The organism is Arthrobacter sp. MDT1-48-3 (assembly GCF_054511015.1).
In genome coordinates this window covers 292,888-309,519 of the sequence record NZ_JBTNDL010000003.1, presented here as the reverse complement: position 1 = coordinate 309,519, position 16,632 = coordinate 292,888, and the positions used below count along the sequence as shown (strand labels likewise).

The window sequence follows — 16,632 nt, the reverse complement described above, 5'->3', positions numbered from 1 at the left end:
CTAGAGCCCGAGCGCCGGAGCCTCCATGACCGGGCAGGTGTCCATGACGACGTCGAGCCCGGCGTCGGCAGCGCGCCGGGCCGCATCCTCGTCGATGACGCCGAGCTGGAGCCACACCGCTCTTGCCCCGACGGCGATGGCCTGGTCGACCACCGCGCCCACCCGGGACGAGTTGACGAAGCAGTCCACGACGTCGATCGTCCCCGGGACGTCCGCGAGGCGTCGGTAACCCGTCTGCCCGTGGACGTCGTCGCCCTTGAGACTCACCGGGACGATCTCCATGCCGAGGCGATCCATGAGGAAGCGCGAGACGCCCACGGCGGCCCGCCGCGGGTTGTCGGACAGCCCGACCACCGCCCAGCGGCCGTGCTCGCTCAACAGTTTCCGGATCACCCGCGGATCGTTCTGGTGTGCCACGCCGCCTCCTGTTTCTCCCTCGATTGTTACAGCCTTTGTTACACGCCCTATTTTGCTCCTGATGGACGGCGGGCGTTTCATAGGAGTGACCATCCCGAGCGGCCGAGAGACCTGGATCAGTGAAGCCGCAGCAACCCTGGTCGTCCGCATCCCCCTGGTGACGGACGATAACGAGGTTCGAGCCACGGGAACCACCGCGTGCGGTGGCCAAGGCTCGCTCCGTAGGGTGCTACCGCCAGGACCGATGGAGACACCATGACCACAGTTCTGGCACCCGGCAGCACCCAGACCTCCACCAAGCAGGCCCTCGGGGTCCGATTCTCCGGGCTGGGGCGCAGTTTCGGCTCCTCGAACGACCGGCGGGTCGTGCTCAGGGACGTCACCGTGGAGGTGAAGCCCGGGGAGATCCTCGCCATCCTCGGCACCAGCGGATGCGGCAAGTCCACGCTGCTGCGCGCCGCCGCCGGACTCGACATCCCCGACCGCGGCGAGGTCCTGATCGACGGGACCGCCGTGACGGGCATCGACGAACGGTGCGCCGTCGCGTTCCAGGAACCACGGCTCCTGCCCTGGCACTCCCTGCAGGCAAACGTGGCGATCGGCCTGCCCAGGTCCTCCAGTGCGAGCGCGGGCAAGGCCAAGGTCCTCGAGCTGCTGAAGCTCGTGGGCCTGGACAGCTTCGCGAAGCACAGGCCGCGCGAAGTGTCCGGCGGCATGGCCCAGCGCACGTCGCTCGCCCGCGCGCTCGCGCGGAATCCCGGGGTGCTCCTGCTCGACGAACCCTTCGGTGCTCTCGACGCCCTCACGCGCATCAAGATGCAGGACCTCCTGCTGGACATCCACCGGGCCCAGCCCACCACCGTGCTGCTCGTCACGCACGACGTCGACGAGGCCCTCCAGCTCGCCGACCGGATCCTCGTCCTCGGCCGCGGCGACGACGAGGCGGCGGGTTCGACCGTCGCGGAACTCATCGCCGTGCCCGGGGCACGCCCGAGGGACCGCAATGCGGCCGACCTCGGGGCGCTGCGCAGTTCGCTGCTCTCCCTCCTCGGCGTCACCGGGCACTAGAGCCCGTTCCCGCGCTTTCCCCGGCAGCACTCCCGCCGCCCTCCTGTCTCCCCTTTTTCGCACCATCCACTCGAAGGACCACCATGAACCGCCGCGCCCTCCTGCCCACCCTCGCGCTCGCCACCGCACTCTCCCTCAGCCTCAGCGGCTGCCTCGCCGGCGAGAACGCCTCCGACACGGAGTCCGCCGCGGCAGGCACCGCCACGCAGGGCGGCACGCTCAACATCGACTTCGCCACCTACAACCCACTGAGCCTCGTCATCAAGGAGCAGGGCTGGCTCGAGGACGAACTCGCCGACCAGGACATCACCGTCAACTGGGTGCAGTCCGCCGGGTCGAACAAGGCCAACGAGGCCCTGCGCGCCGGGGCGATCGACGTCGGATCCACCGCCGGATCCGCTGCCCTGCTCGCCCGCTCCAACGGCTCCCCGATCAAGGCCATCGACATCTACTCGCAGCCCGAATGGGCAGCCCTCGTGGCGCTTCCGGAGTCCGGCATCACGAGCGTCGAGGACCTGCGCGGCAAGTCCGTGGCGGCAACCCGCGGCACCGACCCGTACTTCTTCCTCCTCCAGGCACTCGAGGCCGCGGGCGTGGAGCAGTCCGAGGTCACCATCGAGAACCTGCAGCACGCAGACGGCCGCGCGGCCCTGGCCAGCGGTGCGGTCGACGCCTGGTCCGGCCTCGATCCGATCATGGCCGCTGCCGAGCAGGACGGCGCCCAGCTGTTCTTCCGCGACATTGACTTCAACTCCTACGGCTTCCTCAACGCGACGGAGGACTTCCTGACCGAGAAGCCCGACGTCGCCCAGACCGTGGTCGACGCCTACGAGAAGGCACGGGAGTGGGCCAAGGAGAACCCGGAGGAGACCGCCGCGATCCTCGCGGGCGTCGCGGGCATCGACCAGGCCGTGGCCAACTCCGTGATCATCGAGCGCACCAACCTCGACGTCGATCCCGCGCCGGGCGACGCCCAGCGCAGCGTCCTCGAGAAGATCGGCCCCGTCTTCGTGGAGACCGGTGACGTGCAGAGCCAGGAGCAGATCGACGAGGCCCTCGATACCCTCTTCGACGCCTCGCTCGTGGAGAAGGCGGACCCCGCCGCCATCGGTTCCGATTCATGAGTGCTGAGCACCTGACGGGACGCAGCATCGTTCCCATCAGCAAGGAGGGCCTCGCGTCCACCGGATCTCCGGTCACCGGGGGCGGGGCCGGTAGGAACCCGGGCAGGACGGGCACGGCCGGACGGCGCGTGGTCATCGTGCTGCTCGGGCTCATCGTCCCGGCGCTGATTCTGCTCGCCTGGCACCTCAGCACCGCCTCGGGCTTCTTCCGGCCGTCGCAGCTCCCCTCGCCGGCGTCGGTCCTCGCGGCCGCGGTGGACCTCATCGAGCGCGGCCAGCTCGCCACCCACATCCTGATCTCCACACAGCGGGTCCTCCTCGGGTTCCTCCTCGGATCCCTGCTCGGGGTCCTGGCCGGCGCACTGCTGGGCCTCTCCCGCATCGCGGACGTCCTCCTGACCCCGACCGTCGGGGCGCTCCGCGCGGTCCCGTCCCTGGCGTGGGTCCCGCTGCTGGTCCTCTGGATCGGCATCAACGAGGACTCGAAGGTCACGCTGATCACCATCGGTGCGTTCTTCCCCGTCTTCACCACGCTGTACCTCGGGTTGCGCCACGTGGACCGCAACCTCGTCGAGGCAGCGCGGGCCTTCGGGCTGGGCGGCATCCGACTGCTCACCACGGTGCAGCTCCCCGCCGTCGTTCCCGCCCTGTTCTCCGGCCTGCGGCTCGCACTCGCGCAGTCCTGGCTGTTCCTCGTCGCGGCCGAACTCATCGCGTCGTCGATGGGACTCGGCTTCCTGCTGACGGACTCGCAGCAGAACGGCCGCGTGGACCGCATCATCCTCGCCATCATCCTGCTGGCCGTGATCGGCAAGACCACCGACGCCCTCCTGGGCATCGCCGAGCGCTGGGCGGTGCGCAAGTGGGCGTAGGGACGACGACGCCGAAAGGACAGGCCGCGCTGCAGGACGAGGCCGAACGGCTCGCGTTCTGGGCCGAGCAGGCCGCCCGGCTCGAGTGGCAGGACCCCTGGGACACCCTGCACACCTTCGAGAAGGCGACCCCGCAGGAGGACGGGACGCTCAGCGTCCCCGTTCTCGAGTGGTTCTCCGGTGGCACGCTCAACGTCGCCGCCAACTGCGTCGACCGCCATGTGCGGGCCGGTCGGGGTGACCGCGCTGCCCTGCACTTCGAGGGCGAACCGGGTGACCGCCGCACCGTCACCTACGCGCAGTTGCAGGACGAGGTCTCACGGGCCGCGAACGCACTGCTGGCCCTCGGGATCGGCAAGGGCGACCGCGTGGTGATCTATCTCCCGGTCCTCGTCGAGACGGTCGTGGTCACCCTCGCGTGCGCCCGGATCGGCGCCGTGCACTCCCTCGTGTTCGGCGGGTTCTCGGCGGAGGCACTGCGCTTCCGCGTCGAGGACACGGGCGCGAAGCTGCTCGTCACCACCGACGGGCAGTTCCGCCGTGGTGCCGCCGTCGGCGTGAAGGACAATGCGGACGCCGCGGTGTCCGGTCGGAACAGCATCGAGCACGTCCTCGTGGTCCGCCGGACCGGGTCGGAGGTCGAGTGGACCGACGGGCGGGACGTCTGGTGGCACGACGTCGTGGACACGGCCTCGCCCCACCACGAACCGGAGGCCTTCGACGCGGAGACGCCCCTGTTCATCATGTACACCTCGGGGACCACCGGGAAGCCGAAGGGCCTCGTGCATACGTCCGGCGGCTACCTCACGCAGGCGTCGTGGAGCTTCGAGCACCTCTTCAGCAATCCCGATCCCTCGGCACGGGACCGTGACGTCCACTGGTGCACCGCTGACCTGGCCTGGGTCACCGCGCACACCTACGAGCTGTACGGGCCGCTCTCCAACGGGGCCACGCAGGTCCTCTTCGAAGGCACACCGAACACGCCGCACCCGGGCCGCCACTTCGAGATCATCGAACGCTACGGCGTCACGAGCTACTACACGGCGCCGACGCTGGTCCGGTCACTGATGGGCTGGTTCCCCGACGGCGTCCCGGCCGGCTACGACCTCTCGAGCATCCGCGTGCTGGGCACCGTCGGCGAGGCGGTCAATCCCGAGGCGTGGCGCTGGTTCCGGAGGAACCTCGGCCGCGACGAGGTTCCCGTCGTCGACACCTGGTGGCAGTCCGAGACCGGAGCCACCGTCCTCTCCCCCAGCCCCGGGGACACCGACTTCAAGCCCGGATGCGCCGCTCGCGCCCTTCCCGGGGTCAGCACGCGCATCGTCGACGACGAGGGCCGACCGGTGCCTCCCGGCGTGCAGGGCCTGATCGTGGTGGATCGCCACGGCCCGGCCATGGCACGCACCGTCTGGGGAGATCCCCAGCGCTACCTCGATTCCTACTGGCGGAAGTTCGCCGCGCAGGGCTGGTTCCTGGCGGGCGACGGCGCGCGGTACGACGACGACGGCGACACCTGGATCCTCGGGCGCGTGGACGACGTCATCAACGTGTCGGGCCACCGGCTGTCCACCATCGAGATCGAGTCGGCGCTGGTGGCCCACCCCCTGGTGACGGAGGCCGGCGTCTGCCCCGTGACGGATCCGCTGACGGGCCACGCGATCGCCGCGTTCGTGGTGCTCTCGGCAGGGGCGGACGCATCCGGCGACGTCACCGCGGCCCTGCGCTCGCACGTGGCGGGCGCCATCGGACCCATCGCCCGTCCCTCGTCCGTCGTCGTCGTCCCCGACGTGCCCAAGACACGCTCCGGGAAGATCATGCGGCGCCTGCTCACCCAGCTCCATGAAGGCACGGCCCTCGGGGATACGACGTCCCTGCAGAACGAGGGCTGCATCCCCGGCATCCAGGCCGCCCTGGCGGCGCGGGGCTGAGTCCCCACGCCGGTCGGCGCCTCTGTCGGGCGTTAAAGAAAGGAAGCGGCAGGGCCCCGTCCAAGCACCTGCCGCTTCCCGCGTGTGGTCCGTCGGGTTGCTAGCCGGCAACCCGGACGAAGGATGCTCCCGGCAGGTCCGAGAGGGGGTGCTGCATGGTGAGGTTCGACCCGTTCATGCCGCTGCTGATGACCTGGCCGCCGCCGACATAGATGGCCACGTGGCCCGCCGTGATGACGATGTCGCCGGCAGCAGGGGTGGCCACCGTGGAACCGAACTGGAAGAACTGCGAGGGACCGAGGTCTCCCACGGAGATACCCGCTGCCCGCAGGGCGTTCTCGACCAGTACGGTGCAGTCCTGGATCGCGCCGGCCTGCAGCTGCGCCTGGGCGGACGCCACAAGGGTGCCGGCGACGCCGCTGGATGCCACCGGCGTGATGTCTGCCGAGGCGAGGTACATGCCCGAGCCGGGGGCGGTCGACACAGCCGGCGCCGGGGCGACGACGGCTGCCGGCTGGACCTCCGCCGCGGGAGCGACGACGGCTGCCTGCTGGACCTCGGCGGCGGGAGCGACGGCCACGGGGACCGACACGGCCTGGGCCGGAGCCTGCGCCGCACCGCTCGCGGGGATCACCACGGTGTCGCCGGGGAAGATGATCGAGGCGAGGGAGAGCCCGTTGGCGGCGAGGACGGCAGTCAGGTCGGCGCCGTAGGTCGCTGCGATGCCACCGAGGGTGTCACCGGCGACGACGGTGTGGGTCGCATCGGCTGCGGGAGCGACCGCTGCGGGAGCGACTGCTGCGGCGGGCGCCGCTGCGGGTGCTGCGACGGCTGCGGGGGCGGTCGAACCCTGCTCGGTGTAGGAGCCGGCGTGCGCGGTGCCGACAGCGCTGAGCGCGAGGCCCGAGGTGATGGCGACGACGGCGACGGGGCGGCCGACGGTGGTGGCGTGCGCCTTGGCTGCCTGCGACAGTCCCTGCATCGCGAGGTTGCCGTCGACTGCGGCACGGTGGCGCGCAGGGGAAATCTTTCGGAACATGGATGAATACCTCTCCCATGCCTGCGGGGTGAGCTGTCGGGTTCGGATGGGAGTCACCCGGCCGCGGCCAGCGCCGTATTCGGCGATGTTCAGCGACTTAACCCCGAGGACGCCGGCAGGAGGGCCGCACGCCCGGTGGAACTGTGGTTCCCCCGTCCCCGCCTCGGTGTTTGCGAACGAATCCCGATCGGCGGCAGGGCTCGGCAATCCGTCCGGGAGCGCCTCACTCCGGCGGAGGCACCCGATGACGATACCCAGTGCTCCTCCGGTTTGTCACATTTCCGTAACGGCGCGTACCCTACGCGCCGTTACGGAACGACCACCAGCGACGCACGGCGGCGAGCGTGCCACCCGCGCTGAACGCGAGCAGGACGATCTGCTGCAGGTAGAACCAGCGGCTCTCGACCGCACCTGTGCCGCCCGCGCCCAGCGCGATGCTGGTGGCTAGGGTGACGGTCAGCACGAGACCCACCCAGGAGAGCGTGCTCCAGAGCATCCGTTCCCGCAGGCGGCCCGCAGATTTCCAGCTGTCCATCCCCTCAGCGTAGGCGTCCGGAGAGCATGCGCGGCCCACGGACCGCGCACGCTCTCCGGTCCGCTACGGCCGTACGCGCGCGCTGGCGTTCGCGATCAGGTCCAGCGCCTGCTCGGGGAACCAGGCACCGGCCGCAGGATCCACGCGGCCCCACTCCGGGTCCACGCCCCCGTTGTCCGTCAGGCCGCGGCTGCACTCCCCGTCGGACTCTCCCGGGACCTTGATCCAGAGGAAGGCGTCGGCGAGTTCGTTGCCCGTGTCGGAGGTCGGGAGGTAGCCGAGTCCGCGGCCCGGAGGATTGCACCAGACCTGGGGATCCGGGTAGGCGCCCGACGGGACCCAGGGGCCCCGTCCGTTGCGGCTCGTGTCGATCACGAAGTGTGCGAGCTCGTCCGACGACGGTGCGTTCGGAGCACCGGCGACATGCTGCGCGTACCACGCGTCCGTCAGCCCCCAGGTGGAGAAATCGGCCGGCGAGGCCGGGTAGTACTGGCTGGCGCAGGATCCGTAGGCCCCGGGGTCGATCTCGGTGGCGTAGTGGATGCACTGCGACACCCAGCTGCCGAACTTCAGCTGCCGCTCGGTGAGCTCGTAGTTGGAGACGTTGAGGAAGAAGCCGTCGGCCTTCTGTACGCCGGCCTTCACGAGCCGGCTCGAGATCTCGCCCGTACCGAGCCAGGCGCTGTGGGTGCCGTCGAGGTAGACCTTGGTGTCGGGCAGTGCCTTGAGGCGGTCCACCGCGTAGTTGAGCATCTCGAAGCGTTCCGCTGCAGCGCTCGCGGCGTCCGCCTCTGCCGGCTGGCACCACTCGAGGGCGCCGTCGAGCCCGCGGTACCAGGGGATGATGCCGAGGCCGTCCGGTTCGAGGATCACCATCGCCGCCCTGTCCTGGATCCCGGCGGCGAGCGCGTCGATCCAGGCCTTGTAGCCGGCGACGTCGGTCGCGCCACCGGCGGAGTACTGCGAGCAGTCGCGGAACGGCAGGTTGTAGGCCGCCAGCACGGGGACCTGCCCCTTGCCCGCGGCGCGGTGCGTCGTGTTGCGCACCTGCTGGGTGACGGCCTTCGGATCGCTCCCGGTGACCCAGACGGCCTGCGGCGTCGAGACCATGGCACCAAGGCGGTCGGCGGTGGCACGATCACCCGAGGCTCGCAGGTCGGCGATCTGCCGGTGGGCCTCGTGGTAGTGGCTCTTCTCCGGGATGTAGAACCCGGTGGCCGTCGTTCCGTCCGGACGGTCCGGCCCACTCTTCTGGCCCTGGGCCACGGCGGGCAATGCGGAGAATGCGGTGGACGCGAGGACCCCGGCCAGGGCCAGGGTCATGGCGCACGTTCTGGAAATGCTGAGCATCATTGCTCCTCATGTCGATGGGTATCGGGCGGAGTAGCCCGAGCGGGAGACGCCGCTCATCCCCATGGAAGCGCTCCCACGGTCAGTCTTCGGTGGATCCCGGAACTTTGTCAAGGTACCCAGCACACTGATTGCTGCGGTGGGCTTCTCCACGCGGAGACACATTGTTTGGAACTGCGGCGCCTCTGGTGTCACACTCGTCGTGACCATCCCGAGCGGCTGAGAGATCTGGCTCACTGACGCCGCAGCAACCCTGGCCTCCGCGTCCCCGCGGCGACATTAGGGTGCTACTGCCAGACCGATGGAGGAAACCATGAGCGTCGCCGACCTTTCCACCCCTCTGAAATTCGCCTACTGGGTCCCCAACGTCAGCGGTGGCCTGGTCGTCTCGACCATCGAGCAGCGGACCAGCTGGGACTTCGACTACAACAAGAAGCTCGCGCGGATCGCCGAGGACGCCGGGTTCGAATACGCACTGTCGCAGACCCGCTACGCAGCGTCCTACGGTGCCGACAAGCAGCACGAGGCGACGAGCTTCTCCCTCGCCCTGCTGGCCGCGACCGAGAAGCTGAAGGTCATCGCCGCCGTCCACCCGGGCATGTGGCACCCCGGGGTGCTCGCGAAGTACATCATCACCGCCGACCACATCTCGAACGGCCGCGCAGCCGTCAACATCGTCTCCGGCTGGCTGAAGGACGAGTTCATCAACTTCGGCCTCGACTGGCTCGAGCACGACGAGCGCTACGTCCGCACCGAGGAGTTCATCCGCGTGCTGCGCGGACTGTGGACGGAGGAGGGCTACAGCCAGGACGGCAAGTACTACACCATCAAGGACTTCACGCTGAGCCCGGCCCCGGTTGCCGTGCCGGGCCGCCCCCACCCCGAGATCTTCTTCGGCGGGAACTCGACGGCGGCCCAGGCGACGGCCGGCCGCGTGGCGGACTGGTACTTCTCGAACGGGAAGGACCTCGAAGGCTTCAAGGACAACATCGCCGGCGTCCGGGCCTCCGCCGAGCAGGCCGGCCGCCGTCCCCGCTTCGGGCTGAACGGCTTCGTGATCGCCCGCGACTCCGAGAAGGAGGCCCGCGACACGCTCCGCGAGATCGTCGAGAAGGCCCACCGCCCCGCCGTCGAGGGATTCCGCAACGCCGTCCAGGAAGCCGGACCGTCCACGAAGGACGGCAAGGGCATGTGGGCCGACTCGACGTTCGAGGACCTCGTGCAGTACAACGACGGCTTCAAGACCCAGCTCATCGGCACGCCCGAGCAGATCGCCGAGCGCATCGTGGAGTACAAGAAGATCGGCGTGAACCTCCTGCTCACCTGCTACCTCCACTTCCAGGAGGAGGTGGCGGCGTTCGGCACGGACATCCTCCCCATCGTGCGTGAACTCGAGGCCGACGCCGCCCGTGCCGCGGGAGTGGAATTCGATCCGGACGGCACACTCGCCGTCCCCAGCAAGGCAGGTGTCTGATGGCAGAACGTTCCTTCGGTTTCCGTACGCGCGCACTCCACGCCGGCGGCACTCCCGATGCCACCCACGGCGCGCGCGCCGTCCCGATCTACCAGACGACGTCCTTCGTCTTCAAGGACACCAACGACGCCGCCAACCTGTTCGCGCTGCAGAAGTACGGCAACATCTACTCGCGCATCGGCAATCCCACGGTCGCGGCGTTCGAGGAGCGCATCGCCTCCCTCGAGGGCGGCATCGGGGCGGTGGCGACGGCGTCGGGCATGAGCGCCGAGTTCATCACCTTCGCCGCGCTCTGCCAGGCGGGCGACCACGTCGTGGCCGCATCGCAGCTGTACGGCGGAACGGTCACCCAACTCGACGTCACGCTGCGCCGCTTCGGCATCGAGACCACCTTCGTCCCCGGGACCGACCCCGCGGACTACGCGGCCGCCATCCGCGAGAACACCAAGGCCGTCTACGCCGAGGTCATCGCGAATCCCTCGGGTGAGATCGCCGACCTCGCAGGCCTGGCGAAGGTGGCCCACGACGCCGGGATCCCCTTCATTGTCGACTCGACGCTCAGCACGCCCTACCTCGTGCGGCCCATCGAGCACGGAGCGGACATCGTGATCCACTCGGCCACCAAGTTCATCGGCGGGCACGGCACCACCCTGGGCGGCGTCATCGTGGAGAGCGGCCGGTTCGACTGGGGCAACGGCAAGTTCCCCATGATGACCGAACCGGTCCCCTCCTACGGCAACATCCAGTGGTGGGCGAACTTCGGCGAGTACGGCTTCCTGACGAAGCTCCGCACGGAGCAGTTGCGCGACATCGGGCCGTCGCTGTCGCCGTCGTCGGCGTTCCAGCTCCTGCAGGGCGTGGAGACCCTCGCGCAGCGGCTCGACGAACACCTCGAGAACGCGCAGGCCGTCGCGGAATGGCTGCAGGCCGATCCGCGCGTCGAGTACGTCAACTACGCCGGTCTTCCCACCCATGTCCACCACGAGCGTGCGAAGACGTACCTGCCGCAGGGCCCCGGCTCCGTGTTCAGCTTCGGCATCAAGGGCGGCCGCAAGGCGGGCCAGAAGTTCATCGAGTCGCTGCAGCTCGCCTCGCACCTCGCGAACGTGGGCGACGCGCGCACCCTCGTGATCCATCCGGGCTCGACGACCCACCAGCAGCTCTCCGCCGAGCAGCTGGTGGCGGCGGGCGTCCCCGAGGACCTCGTGCGCATCTCTGTGGGCCTGGAGGACCTCGACGACATCCTGTGGGACCTGGACCAGGCCCTCGACATCGCCGTGGATTCCTCCGACGCGGAGTTCGACGAGCTCCCGCAGGAATCCGCCGGGGAGAACGACGACGACCCGTCGGCAACGCGGGCAGTAGGAGTGGGAGCATGAGCGGCACGGACGCACCGGCACGGACCTGGGAGGGACCATCGGCCCCTGAGCGCCTCAGTCTGCTGAGGAATGCGCGGTCGGTGGCGATCGTCGGCGCATCGGACAAGCCCTCCCGGGCCTCCTACTTCGTGGCGACCTACCTGCAGTCCTCCTCGCCGTACCGCCTGTACTTCGTGAACCCTGTGGCCAAGGAGATTCTCGGGCAGTCCGCCTACGCGTCGCTCGCGGACCTCCCGGAGGTGCCCGACGTCGTCGACGTGTTCCGCAAGCACGACGACCTGCCCTCCGTGCTGCAGGAGACGCTCGCCGTCGGAGCGAAGACCCTGTGGCTGCAGCTGGGCTCGTGGCACGAGGACGTGGCCCGGGAGGCGCAGGGCGCCGGCCTGAACGTCGTGATGGACCGCTGCATCAAGATCGAGCACGCACGCTTCCACGGCGGGCTCAACCTGGCGGGCTTCAACACCGGCGTCATCTCCTCGAAGCGGCAGATCACCTCGTAGGGCGCCGCCCCCTCCCAGGCCTCGATCCCGGTCAACGGGAACTGTTGGACATCGCCTCTGATCGGGATCCGACCTCGGGAACGGCCGCCTCAGGCACCGCGACCTCGGCACCGGAGCTGTCCGGCGCTGCAGCGTCCGCCGGCCCGACGGGGTCCACCGGCAGCACGTCCTCCGGAGCCGGTCCGACCGGGAGGTCCACCGGCAGGACGTCCTCCGGAGCCGGTCCGACCGGGAGGTCCTCCGGGACCGGATCGGCGGGGAGCTCCCCCATCTCAGGGCCGACCGGGAGCCCCGGTACCGGGTCGTCGGGATCGAGGAGCGCATCGGCCGGGAACAGGGCGGACCGATCGGGGTCCAGGGTGATCGGCGCGTCGAGGAGGAACGTCGTGTCGGCAGGACCGGCCGGTGCGCGGAGCCACGACCTGCGGTGGCCGGCAGGAGCCGGGGTGTCACCGCTGATCGTCTCCGGAGCCGTGACCGTGGTCTCCTTCGTCAGGCTCCTGTCCTGCACCTGACCGGGTGTGACCCGGCCCGGTGCCAGACCGGGTTTCTCCCGGACCGGCCGGAGCGGGGTCGTGCGCTGGCCGGGCGTGGCCCTGCCCGGTGCTGCATGGCCGGGCTTCTCCGGATCGGGTCGGCCGGTCGTGCCGGGTACCGTTCCGGTCGCGGGCCGCGTCACCGGGGCCGCGGGCTGCCGCGGACCGTCCGGCCTCCGGGACGCAGAGTCCGCAGGGCGTACCGTGCCGGCCGGTGGCCGGGCTGCCGGTACGACGGCCGGCGCCGGTAAAGCAGCGGCGGCTTCATCCACCTCGGGCGACGCAGGAGCGGGAGCCGGCATGAGGGCACCACCGGCGTCCGCAGGGGCGGACGCCGCCGGGCCGGAGGCGGACGGCGCCGGGACGTGAGCGGGAGCGGGAGCGGGCACCGCCGGGACGACGGCGGAACCATGCCCCGCGTCGGCGAGCGGTTCAGGAGCGGGTTCGGCCCGGTCGACGTCGTTGCGGACGGTGAAGCGGGTGATCGAGACGACGGCGTCGTCGAACCCCTCCCGGAGGTGGAGCGTCCCCGCCGCAACACCGGACATGCCCGCGCCCATGGAGACGGCGAGCGCCCCACCGAGGAACGTGATGCGGCGCTTGTTCCGGCGCCCCTGCGGCGCCCTGCCGCCGTCAGCCATCAGCCGGGCGAGTTCCGCGGACGCATCGGGTGCGGGCCCGGCGCCGAGGTCGCCGATCTCCCGGACGGCGCGGACGAGTGTCGGTTCCGCGGGAATGCCGGCCTCGTCGAGGAGTCGCTGCACGGGGTCCGGCGGCGGGGTGTCACGTCCAGTCATGGCGTTTCCGATTCCTCAGGTCGAACGATTTCCTTCAGCTTGAGCAGTCCCCGCCGTTGCAGCTGCTTCACCGATCCTGCGGACCTGCCCAGGATCTCCGCGACCTGTTCGATCGGCAGCTCCGCGACGATGCGCAGCAGGAGGACGTCGCGCTGCTCGGCGTTGAGCTGGTCCAGCATGCCCCGTGCACCTCCCACACCGAGGTTCCCCAGCGCCACCCTCTCGGCGGAGTCGGTGAGCCGGGTGTCGACGTCGGCCTCGTAGCCCACGAGCGCCGGCGCCCTCGTCCGCTTCCTCACCTCGTCCACGTACCGGGCATGTGCCACGGAGTAGGCGAAGGTGCGGAGCCCCTGGAGTCCGCCGGAGACGGAATCCAGCTTCGAGAAGACCGTGAGGAACACCTCCTGCGTGAGGGCCTCCGGGTCGTCCGAGCCGCGCCCCGCGAAGTACCCCAGCACTCCCGGGCTCAATGATCGGTAGATGCTGGAGAAGGCCGCCGGATCGCCTGCTCGAGCGCGGAGGAGCGCATCATCTGGCAGGGGTGTGGCCACGGACTGTTCCTTGTTCGAGCGGGACGGCGACACCATCGTAACCATCGCCCTCCGCCCGTGGACGCCGGCCCTCCCGGGCCTGCGGCAAAGAGAAGGCCGCACCGAGACCTGTTGGGGGAAAGGTCTCGGTGCGGCGCTTACACAGGGGTAATCGATGGGCGGGGCGGGAAAGTTACGCCCCCTCCGATTTTTCTTCTCCGGCCTACTTCAGGGCGTTGGAGGCCCGGCGCTTGTTGAAGACGTCGAAGCCGACGGCGAGCAGGAGCACCATGCCCTTGATGAACTGCTGGACATCGATGCCGACGCCGAGCAGGGACATGCCGTTGTTGAGCACGCCCATGATGAGGCCGCCCGTGATGGCTCCGATGACCGTTCCGACGCCACCGGTCACGGCCGCGCCGCCGATGAACGCCGCGGCGATCGCGTCGAGCTCGAAGAGGTTTCCCGCTCCCGGACCGGCGGAGTTGAGGCGACCGGTGAAGATGAGCCCTGCCAGGGCCGCGAGCACACCCATGTTGACGAAGAGCATGAAGTCGATACGCTTCGTGTTGATGCCGGAGAGCTGTGCTGCCTGGAGGTTGCCTCCGACGGCGTAGATGTGGCGCCCGAAGACGCTGTTGCCCATCACGGCGCTGTAGCCCACGATCAGGATGCCGAGGACCACGAGCACGATCGGCGTGCCGCTGCGCGAGCTCGCCAGAAGGTAGGTGAGGCCGAGGATGATCACGACGATGAAGGCGAGCTTGGTGAAGAACCAGGCCGCCGGCTCGTCCTCGAGCTTCAGGCGTGCGCGGGTGGCGCGTCCGCGGAGCTGGGTGATGGTGAGGAGGGCGACGGCCACCAGGCCGAGGACCACCGTGGTCCAGTCCAGAAGGTTGGTCTCCGCCGGGAACAGCCCGGGGAAGAGGAAGCCGCCGCCGAGCTGGCGGTACTCCTCGGGGAAGCCGGTGATGCGCTGGTTCTCGAGCACGATCTGGGTGAGTCCACGGAACACGAGCATGCCGGCGAGTGTGACGATGAACGCGGGGATGCCCACGTAGGCCACCCAGAAGCCCTGCCAGGCCCCTACCAGTCCGCCGATGATCAGTGAGGCGAGGAAGGCCACCCACCAGGTGAACCCCCAGTCCTGGATCATGATGCCGGACATGGCCCCCACGAAGGCCGCCACGGACCCGACGGAGAGGTCGATGTGCCCGGCGACGATGATCATGACCATGCCGATGGCCAGGAGCAGGATGTAGCTGTTCTGGACGATGATGTTGGAGACGTTGTCCGGCATCAGCAGAGCGCCGCCGGTCAGCACCTGGAACAGGGCGACGATGACGATGAGCGCCACGAAGATACCGATCTGGCGCAGCCTGCTCGTGAGGAAGGCGAGCCCGTGCTTCACGGGAGGTGGCGGTGCGGTGACCGCGGGGTCTTTGACGGTGGTAGCCATGGAATCAGTCCTTTTCCTTGGTCATGTACTGCATGAGGAGTTCGGGGGTCGCCTGGTCGATCGGCACTTCGGCCGTGATACGGCCTTCCGCGAGCGTGTAGATGCGGTCGCAGATGCCGAGCAGTTCGGGGAGTTCCGAGGAGATGACGATGACGGCCTTCCCCTCGGCTGCCAGGCGGTTGATGATCGTGTAGATCTCGTACTTGGCGCCGACGTCGATCCCGCGGGTGGGCTCGTCGAGGATCAGGACGTCGGGGTCCGAGAACATCCACTTGGAGAGCACCACCTTCTGCTGGTTCCCGCCGGAGAGCTTGCCGGTGATGGCGGTGACGGTCGGGGCCTTGATGTTCATGGACCGCCGGTACTCGCCCGCGACGACGGCCTCGCGGCCGCTGTCGACCCAGCCGCGCTTCGCCAGCTTGCCGAGGGCGGCACCGGAGACGTTGCGCTTGATGTCGTCGATGAGGTTGAGCCCGTACTTCTTGCGGTCCTCCGTGGCGTACGCGATACCGTGCCGGATCGCTTCGCCCACGGTGCGCGCCGTGATCGGGGCACCGTTCTTGTAGAGGGTGCCGGTGATGTTGGAGCCGTAGCTGCGGCCGAAGATGCTCATGGCCAGTTCGGTCCGCCCGGCTCCCATGAGGCCGGCGATACCGACCACCTCGCCGGCACGGACGGCGAGGTTCGCCGCGTCGACGATCACCCGTCCGCTCTCCTGGGGGTGGTGCACCGTCCAGTCCTCGACGCGGAGGACCTCCTCGCCGATGGCCGGCGTGCGCTCGGGGTAGCGGCTCTCCATGTCGCGTCCCACCATGCCCTTGATGATGCGCTCCTCCGTGACGGAGCCGTCGTGGAGGCTGAGAGTCTCGATGGTGCGCCCGTCCCGGAGGATCGTCACCGAATCGGCGATCTCGCGGATCTCGTTGAGCTTGTGGCTGATGATGATGCAGGTGATGCCCTCGCCGCGGAGGCCCTTCACGAGCCCGAGGAGGTGCGCGGAGTCCTCGTCGTTCAGGGCGGCGGTGGGCTCGTCGAGGATCAGCAGCTTCACGTTCTTCGACAGCGCCTTCGCGATCTCGACCAGTTGCTGCTTGCCCACGCCGATGTCACCGGCCCGGACCACCGGGTTGAGGTCCAGCCCCACGCGGCGGAGGAGCTTGGCCGCCTCCACGTTGGTCTCGTTCCAGTCGATGAAACCGCGCTTCTCGCGCTCGTTCCCGAGGAAGATGTTCTCCGCGACGGACAGGAAGGGGGAGAGGGCGAGCTCCTGGTGGATGATGACGATGCCGTCGCGCTCGCTGTCGCGGATGTCCTTGAACTCCGCGACGGAGCCCTCGAACTCGATGTCGCCGTCGTACGTCCCGTGCGGATAGACGCCGGACAGCACTTTCATGAGGGTCGATTTCCCGGCCCCGTTCTCTCCGCAGATCGCATGGACTTCTCCACGCGCGACGTCGAGGTTGACGTCCTGCAGTGCCTTCACGCCAGGGAAGGTCTTGGTGATGCGGCGCATCCGGAGGATGTTCTCCGCCATGGTCGAGCCTCGCTTACTTGAGTGGAGTCCCGGCATCGGCCGGGCGAGGTACAGCACCTGTGGCTCCGGACCGGGAGGGTACGGAGCCAC

15 protein-coding genes and 2 riboswitches are annotated in these 16,632 nt (G+C 69.3%); of the genes, 7 read left to right on the top strand and 8 right to left on the bottom strand.

Annotated elements, in window-relative coordinates; genetic code table 11:
- Complete coding sequence (locus tag ACX80L_RS09155; protein WP_208740213.1) at nt 1–417, bottom strand: CoA-binding protein; 417 nt, start codon at nt 415–417, stop codon at nt 1–3.
- A gap of 255 nt (nt 418–672) precedes the next feature.
- On the opposite strand from ACX80L_RS09155, the gene ACX80L_RS09150 reads away from it, so the two are divergent.
- From ACX80L_RS09150 to acs, 4 genes are all read left to right on the top strand, one after another.
- Nucleotides 673–1,485 (top strand): ATP-binding cassette domain-containing protein, encoded by an 813-nt coding sequence (locus tag ACX80L_RS09150; protein ID WP_133080306.1) that lies wholly within the window; start codon nt 673–675, stop codon nt 1,483–1,485.
- Between the two features lie 83 nt (nt 1,486–1,568).
- Nucleotides 1,569–2,609: an aliphatic sulfonate ABC transporter substrate-binding protein gene (locus ACX80L_RS09145; RefSeq protein WP_459289148.1), complete on the top strand. Its 1,041-nt coding sequence runs from the start codon at nt 1,569–1,571 to the stop codon at nt 2,607–2,609.
- Nucleotides 2,606–3,481, top strand: coding sequence for an ABC transporter permease (locus tag ACX80L_RS09140; RefSeq protein ID WP_459289146.1), 876 nt, complete (start codon nt 2,606–2,608; stop codon nt 3,479–3,481). The genes ACX80L_RS09145 and ACX80L_RS09140 overlap by 4 nt, the downstream gene beginning before the upstream one ends.
- The gene (gene acs / locus ACX80L_RS09135; protein WP_459289144.1) at nt 3,472–5,409 is read left to right on the top strand and encodes an acetate--CoA ligase; all 1,938 of its coding nucleotides are present in this window, start codon (nt 3,472–3,474) and stop codon (nt 5,407–5,409) included. The genes ACX80L_RS09140 and acs overlap by 10 nt, the downstream gene beginning before the upstream one ends.
- 100 nt (nt 5,410–5,509) lie before the next feature.
- On the opposite strand, the gene ACX80L_RS09130 is transcribed toward acs, so the two are convergent.
- From ACX80L_RS09130 to ACX80L_RS09120, 3 genes are all read right to left on the bottom strand, one after another.
- A complete protein-coding gene (locus ACX80L_RS09130) occupies nt 5,510–6,448 on the bottom strand; it encodes a LysM peptidoglycan-binding domain-containing protein (protein WP_459289142.1) in 939 nt (312 codons plus the stop codon).
- A 3-nt stretch (nt 6,449–6,451) separates the two neighbouring features.
- A riboswitch (cyclic di-AMP (ydaO/yuaA leader) is annotated at nt 6,452–6,633 on the bottom strand.
- Nucleotides 6,634–6,746: 113 nt separating this feature from the next.
- Nucleotides 6,747–6,983, bottom strand: a complete 237-nt coding sequence (locus ACX80L_RS09125) for a hypothetical protein (protein ID WP_459289140.1) — start codon at nt 6,981–6,983, stop codon at nt 6,747–6,749.
- A 63-nt stretch (nt 6,984–7,046) separates the two neighbouring features.
- Nucleotides 7,047–8,306, bottom strand: coding sequence for a glycoside hydrolase family 6 protein (locus ACX80L_RS09120; RefSeq protein WP_459289138.1), 1,260 nt, complete (start codon nt 8,304–8,306; stop codon nt 7,047–7,049).
- 230 nt (nt 8,307–8,536) lie between these two features.
- Nucleotides 8,537–8,641, top strand: a riboswitch (SAM riboswitch).
- On the opposite strand from ACX80L_RS09120, the gene sfnG reads away from it, so the two are divergent.
- The 3 genes from sfnG to ACX80L_RS09105 all read left to right on the top strand — a co-directional run bounded on the left by sfnG (nt 8,635) and on the right by ACX80L_RS09105 (nt 11,686).
- Nucleotides 8,635–9,807, top strand: a complete 1,173-nt coding sequence (gene sfnG / locus ACX80L_RS09115) for a dimethylsulfone monooxygenase SfnG (RefSeq protein WP_459289136.1) — start codon at nt 8,635–8,637, stop codon at nt 9,805–9,807. It overlaps the preceding riboswitch by 7 nt.
- Complete coding sequence (locus ACX80L_RS09110; protein ID WP_459289134.1) at nt 9,807–11,186, top strand: O-acetylhomoserine aminocarboxypropyltransferase/cysteine synthase family protein; 1,380 nt, start codon at nt 9,807–9,809, stop codon at nt 11,184–11,186. Before sfnG ends, ACX80L_RS09110 begins: the two co-directional genes overlap by 1 nt.
- Entirely contained in the window at nt 11,183–11,686 is a 504-nt protein-coding gene (locus ACX80L_RS09105; RefSeq protein ID WP_459289132.1) for a CoA-binding protein, read from the top strand. The genes ACX80L_RS09110 and ACX80L_RS09105 overlap by 4 nt, the downstream gene beginning before the upstream one ends.
- 31 nt (nt 11,687–11,717) lie before the next feature.
- Here ACX80L_RS09105 and ACX80L_RS09100 read toward each other — a convergent pair whose 3' ends face one another.
- The 4 genes from ACX80L_RS09100 to mmsA all read right to left on the bottom strand — a co-directional run bounded on the left by ACX80L_RS09100 (nt 11,718) and on the right by mmsA (nt 16,542).
- Complete coding sequence (locus ACX80L_RS09100) at nt 11,718–13,019, bottom strand: hypothetical protein (RefSeq protein WP_459289130.1); 1,302 nt, start codon at nt 13,017–13,019, stop codon at nt 11,718–11,720.
- Entirely contained in the window at nt 13,016–13,570 is a 555-nt protein-coding gene (locus ACX80L_RS09095) for an RNA polymerase sigma factor (protein WP_459289128.1), read from the bottom strand. The genes ACX80L_RS09100 and ACX80L_RS09095 overlap by 4 nt, the downstream gene beginning before the upstream one ends.
- 202 nt (nt 13,571–13,772) lie before the next feature.
- Nucleotides 13,773–15,008, bottom strand: a complete 1,236-nt coding sequence (gene mmsB / locus ACX80L_RS09090; RefSeq protein ID WP_133080297.1) for a multiple monosaccharide ABC transporter permease — start codon at nt 15,006–15,008, stop codon at nt 13,773–13,775.
- Between the two features lie 4 nt (nt 15,009–15,012).
- Nucleotides 15,013–16,542, bottom strand: coding sequence for a multiple monosaccharide ABC transporter ATP-binding protein (gene mmsA, locus ACX80L_RS09085; RefSeq protein WP_459268827.1), 1,530 nt, complete (start codon nt 16,540–16,542; stop codon nt 15,013–15,015).
- Nucleotides 16,543–16,632: the final 90 nt, after the last annotated feature.

Coding starts and splice junctions, on each gene's coding strand:
- ACX80L_RS09140 (WP_459289146.1), top strand. CDS start 2,606: ATGAGTGCTGAGCACCTGACGGGACGCAGCATCGTTCCCATCAGCAAG.
- ACX80L_RS09145 (WP_459289148.1), top strand. CDS start 1,569: ATGAACCGCCGCGCCCTCCTGCCCACCCTCGCGCTCGCCACCGCACTC.
- ACX80L_RS09130 (WP_459289142.1), bottom strand. CDS start 6,448: ATGTTCCGAAAGATTTCCCCTGCGCGCCACCGTGCCGCAGTCGACGGC.
- mmsB (WP_133080297.1), bottom strand. CDS start 15,008: ATGGCTACCACCGTCAAAGACCCCGCGGTCACCGCACCGCCACCTCCC.
- ACX80L_RS09100 (WP_459289130.1), bottom strand. CDS start 13,019: ATGACTGGACGTGACACCCCGCCGCCGGACCCCGTGCAGCGACTCCTC.
- ACX80L_RS09125 (WP_459289140.1), bottom strand. CDS start 6,983: ATGGACAGCTGGAAATCTGCGGGCCGCCTGCGGGAACGGATGCTCTGG.
- ACX80L_RS09150 (WP_133080306.1), top strand. CDS start 673: ATGACCACAGTTCTGGCACCCGGCAGCACCCAGACCTCCACCAAGCAG.
- ACX80L_RS09120 (WP_459289138.1), bottom strand. CDS start 8,306: ATGACCCTGGCCCTGGCCGGGGTCCTCGCGTCCACCGCATTCTCCGCA.
- mmsA (WP_459268827.1), bottom strand. CDS start 16,542: ATGGCGGAGAACATCCTCCGGATGCGCCGCATCACCAAGACCTTCCCT.
- sfnG (WP_459289136.1), top strand. CDS start 8,635: ATGGAGGAAACCATGAGCGTCGCCGACCTTTCCACCCCTCTGAAATTC.
- ACX80L_RS09110 (WP_459289134.1), top strand. CDS start 9,807: ATGGCAGAACGTTCCTTCGGTTTCCGTACGCGCGCACTCCACGCCGGC.
- ACX80L_RS09105 (WP_459289132.1), top strand. CDS start 11,183: ATGAGCGGCACGGACGCACCGGCACGGACCTGGGAGGGACCATCGGCC.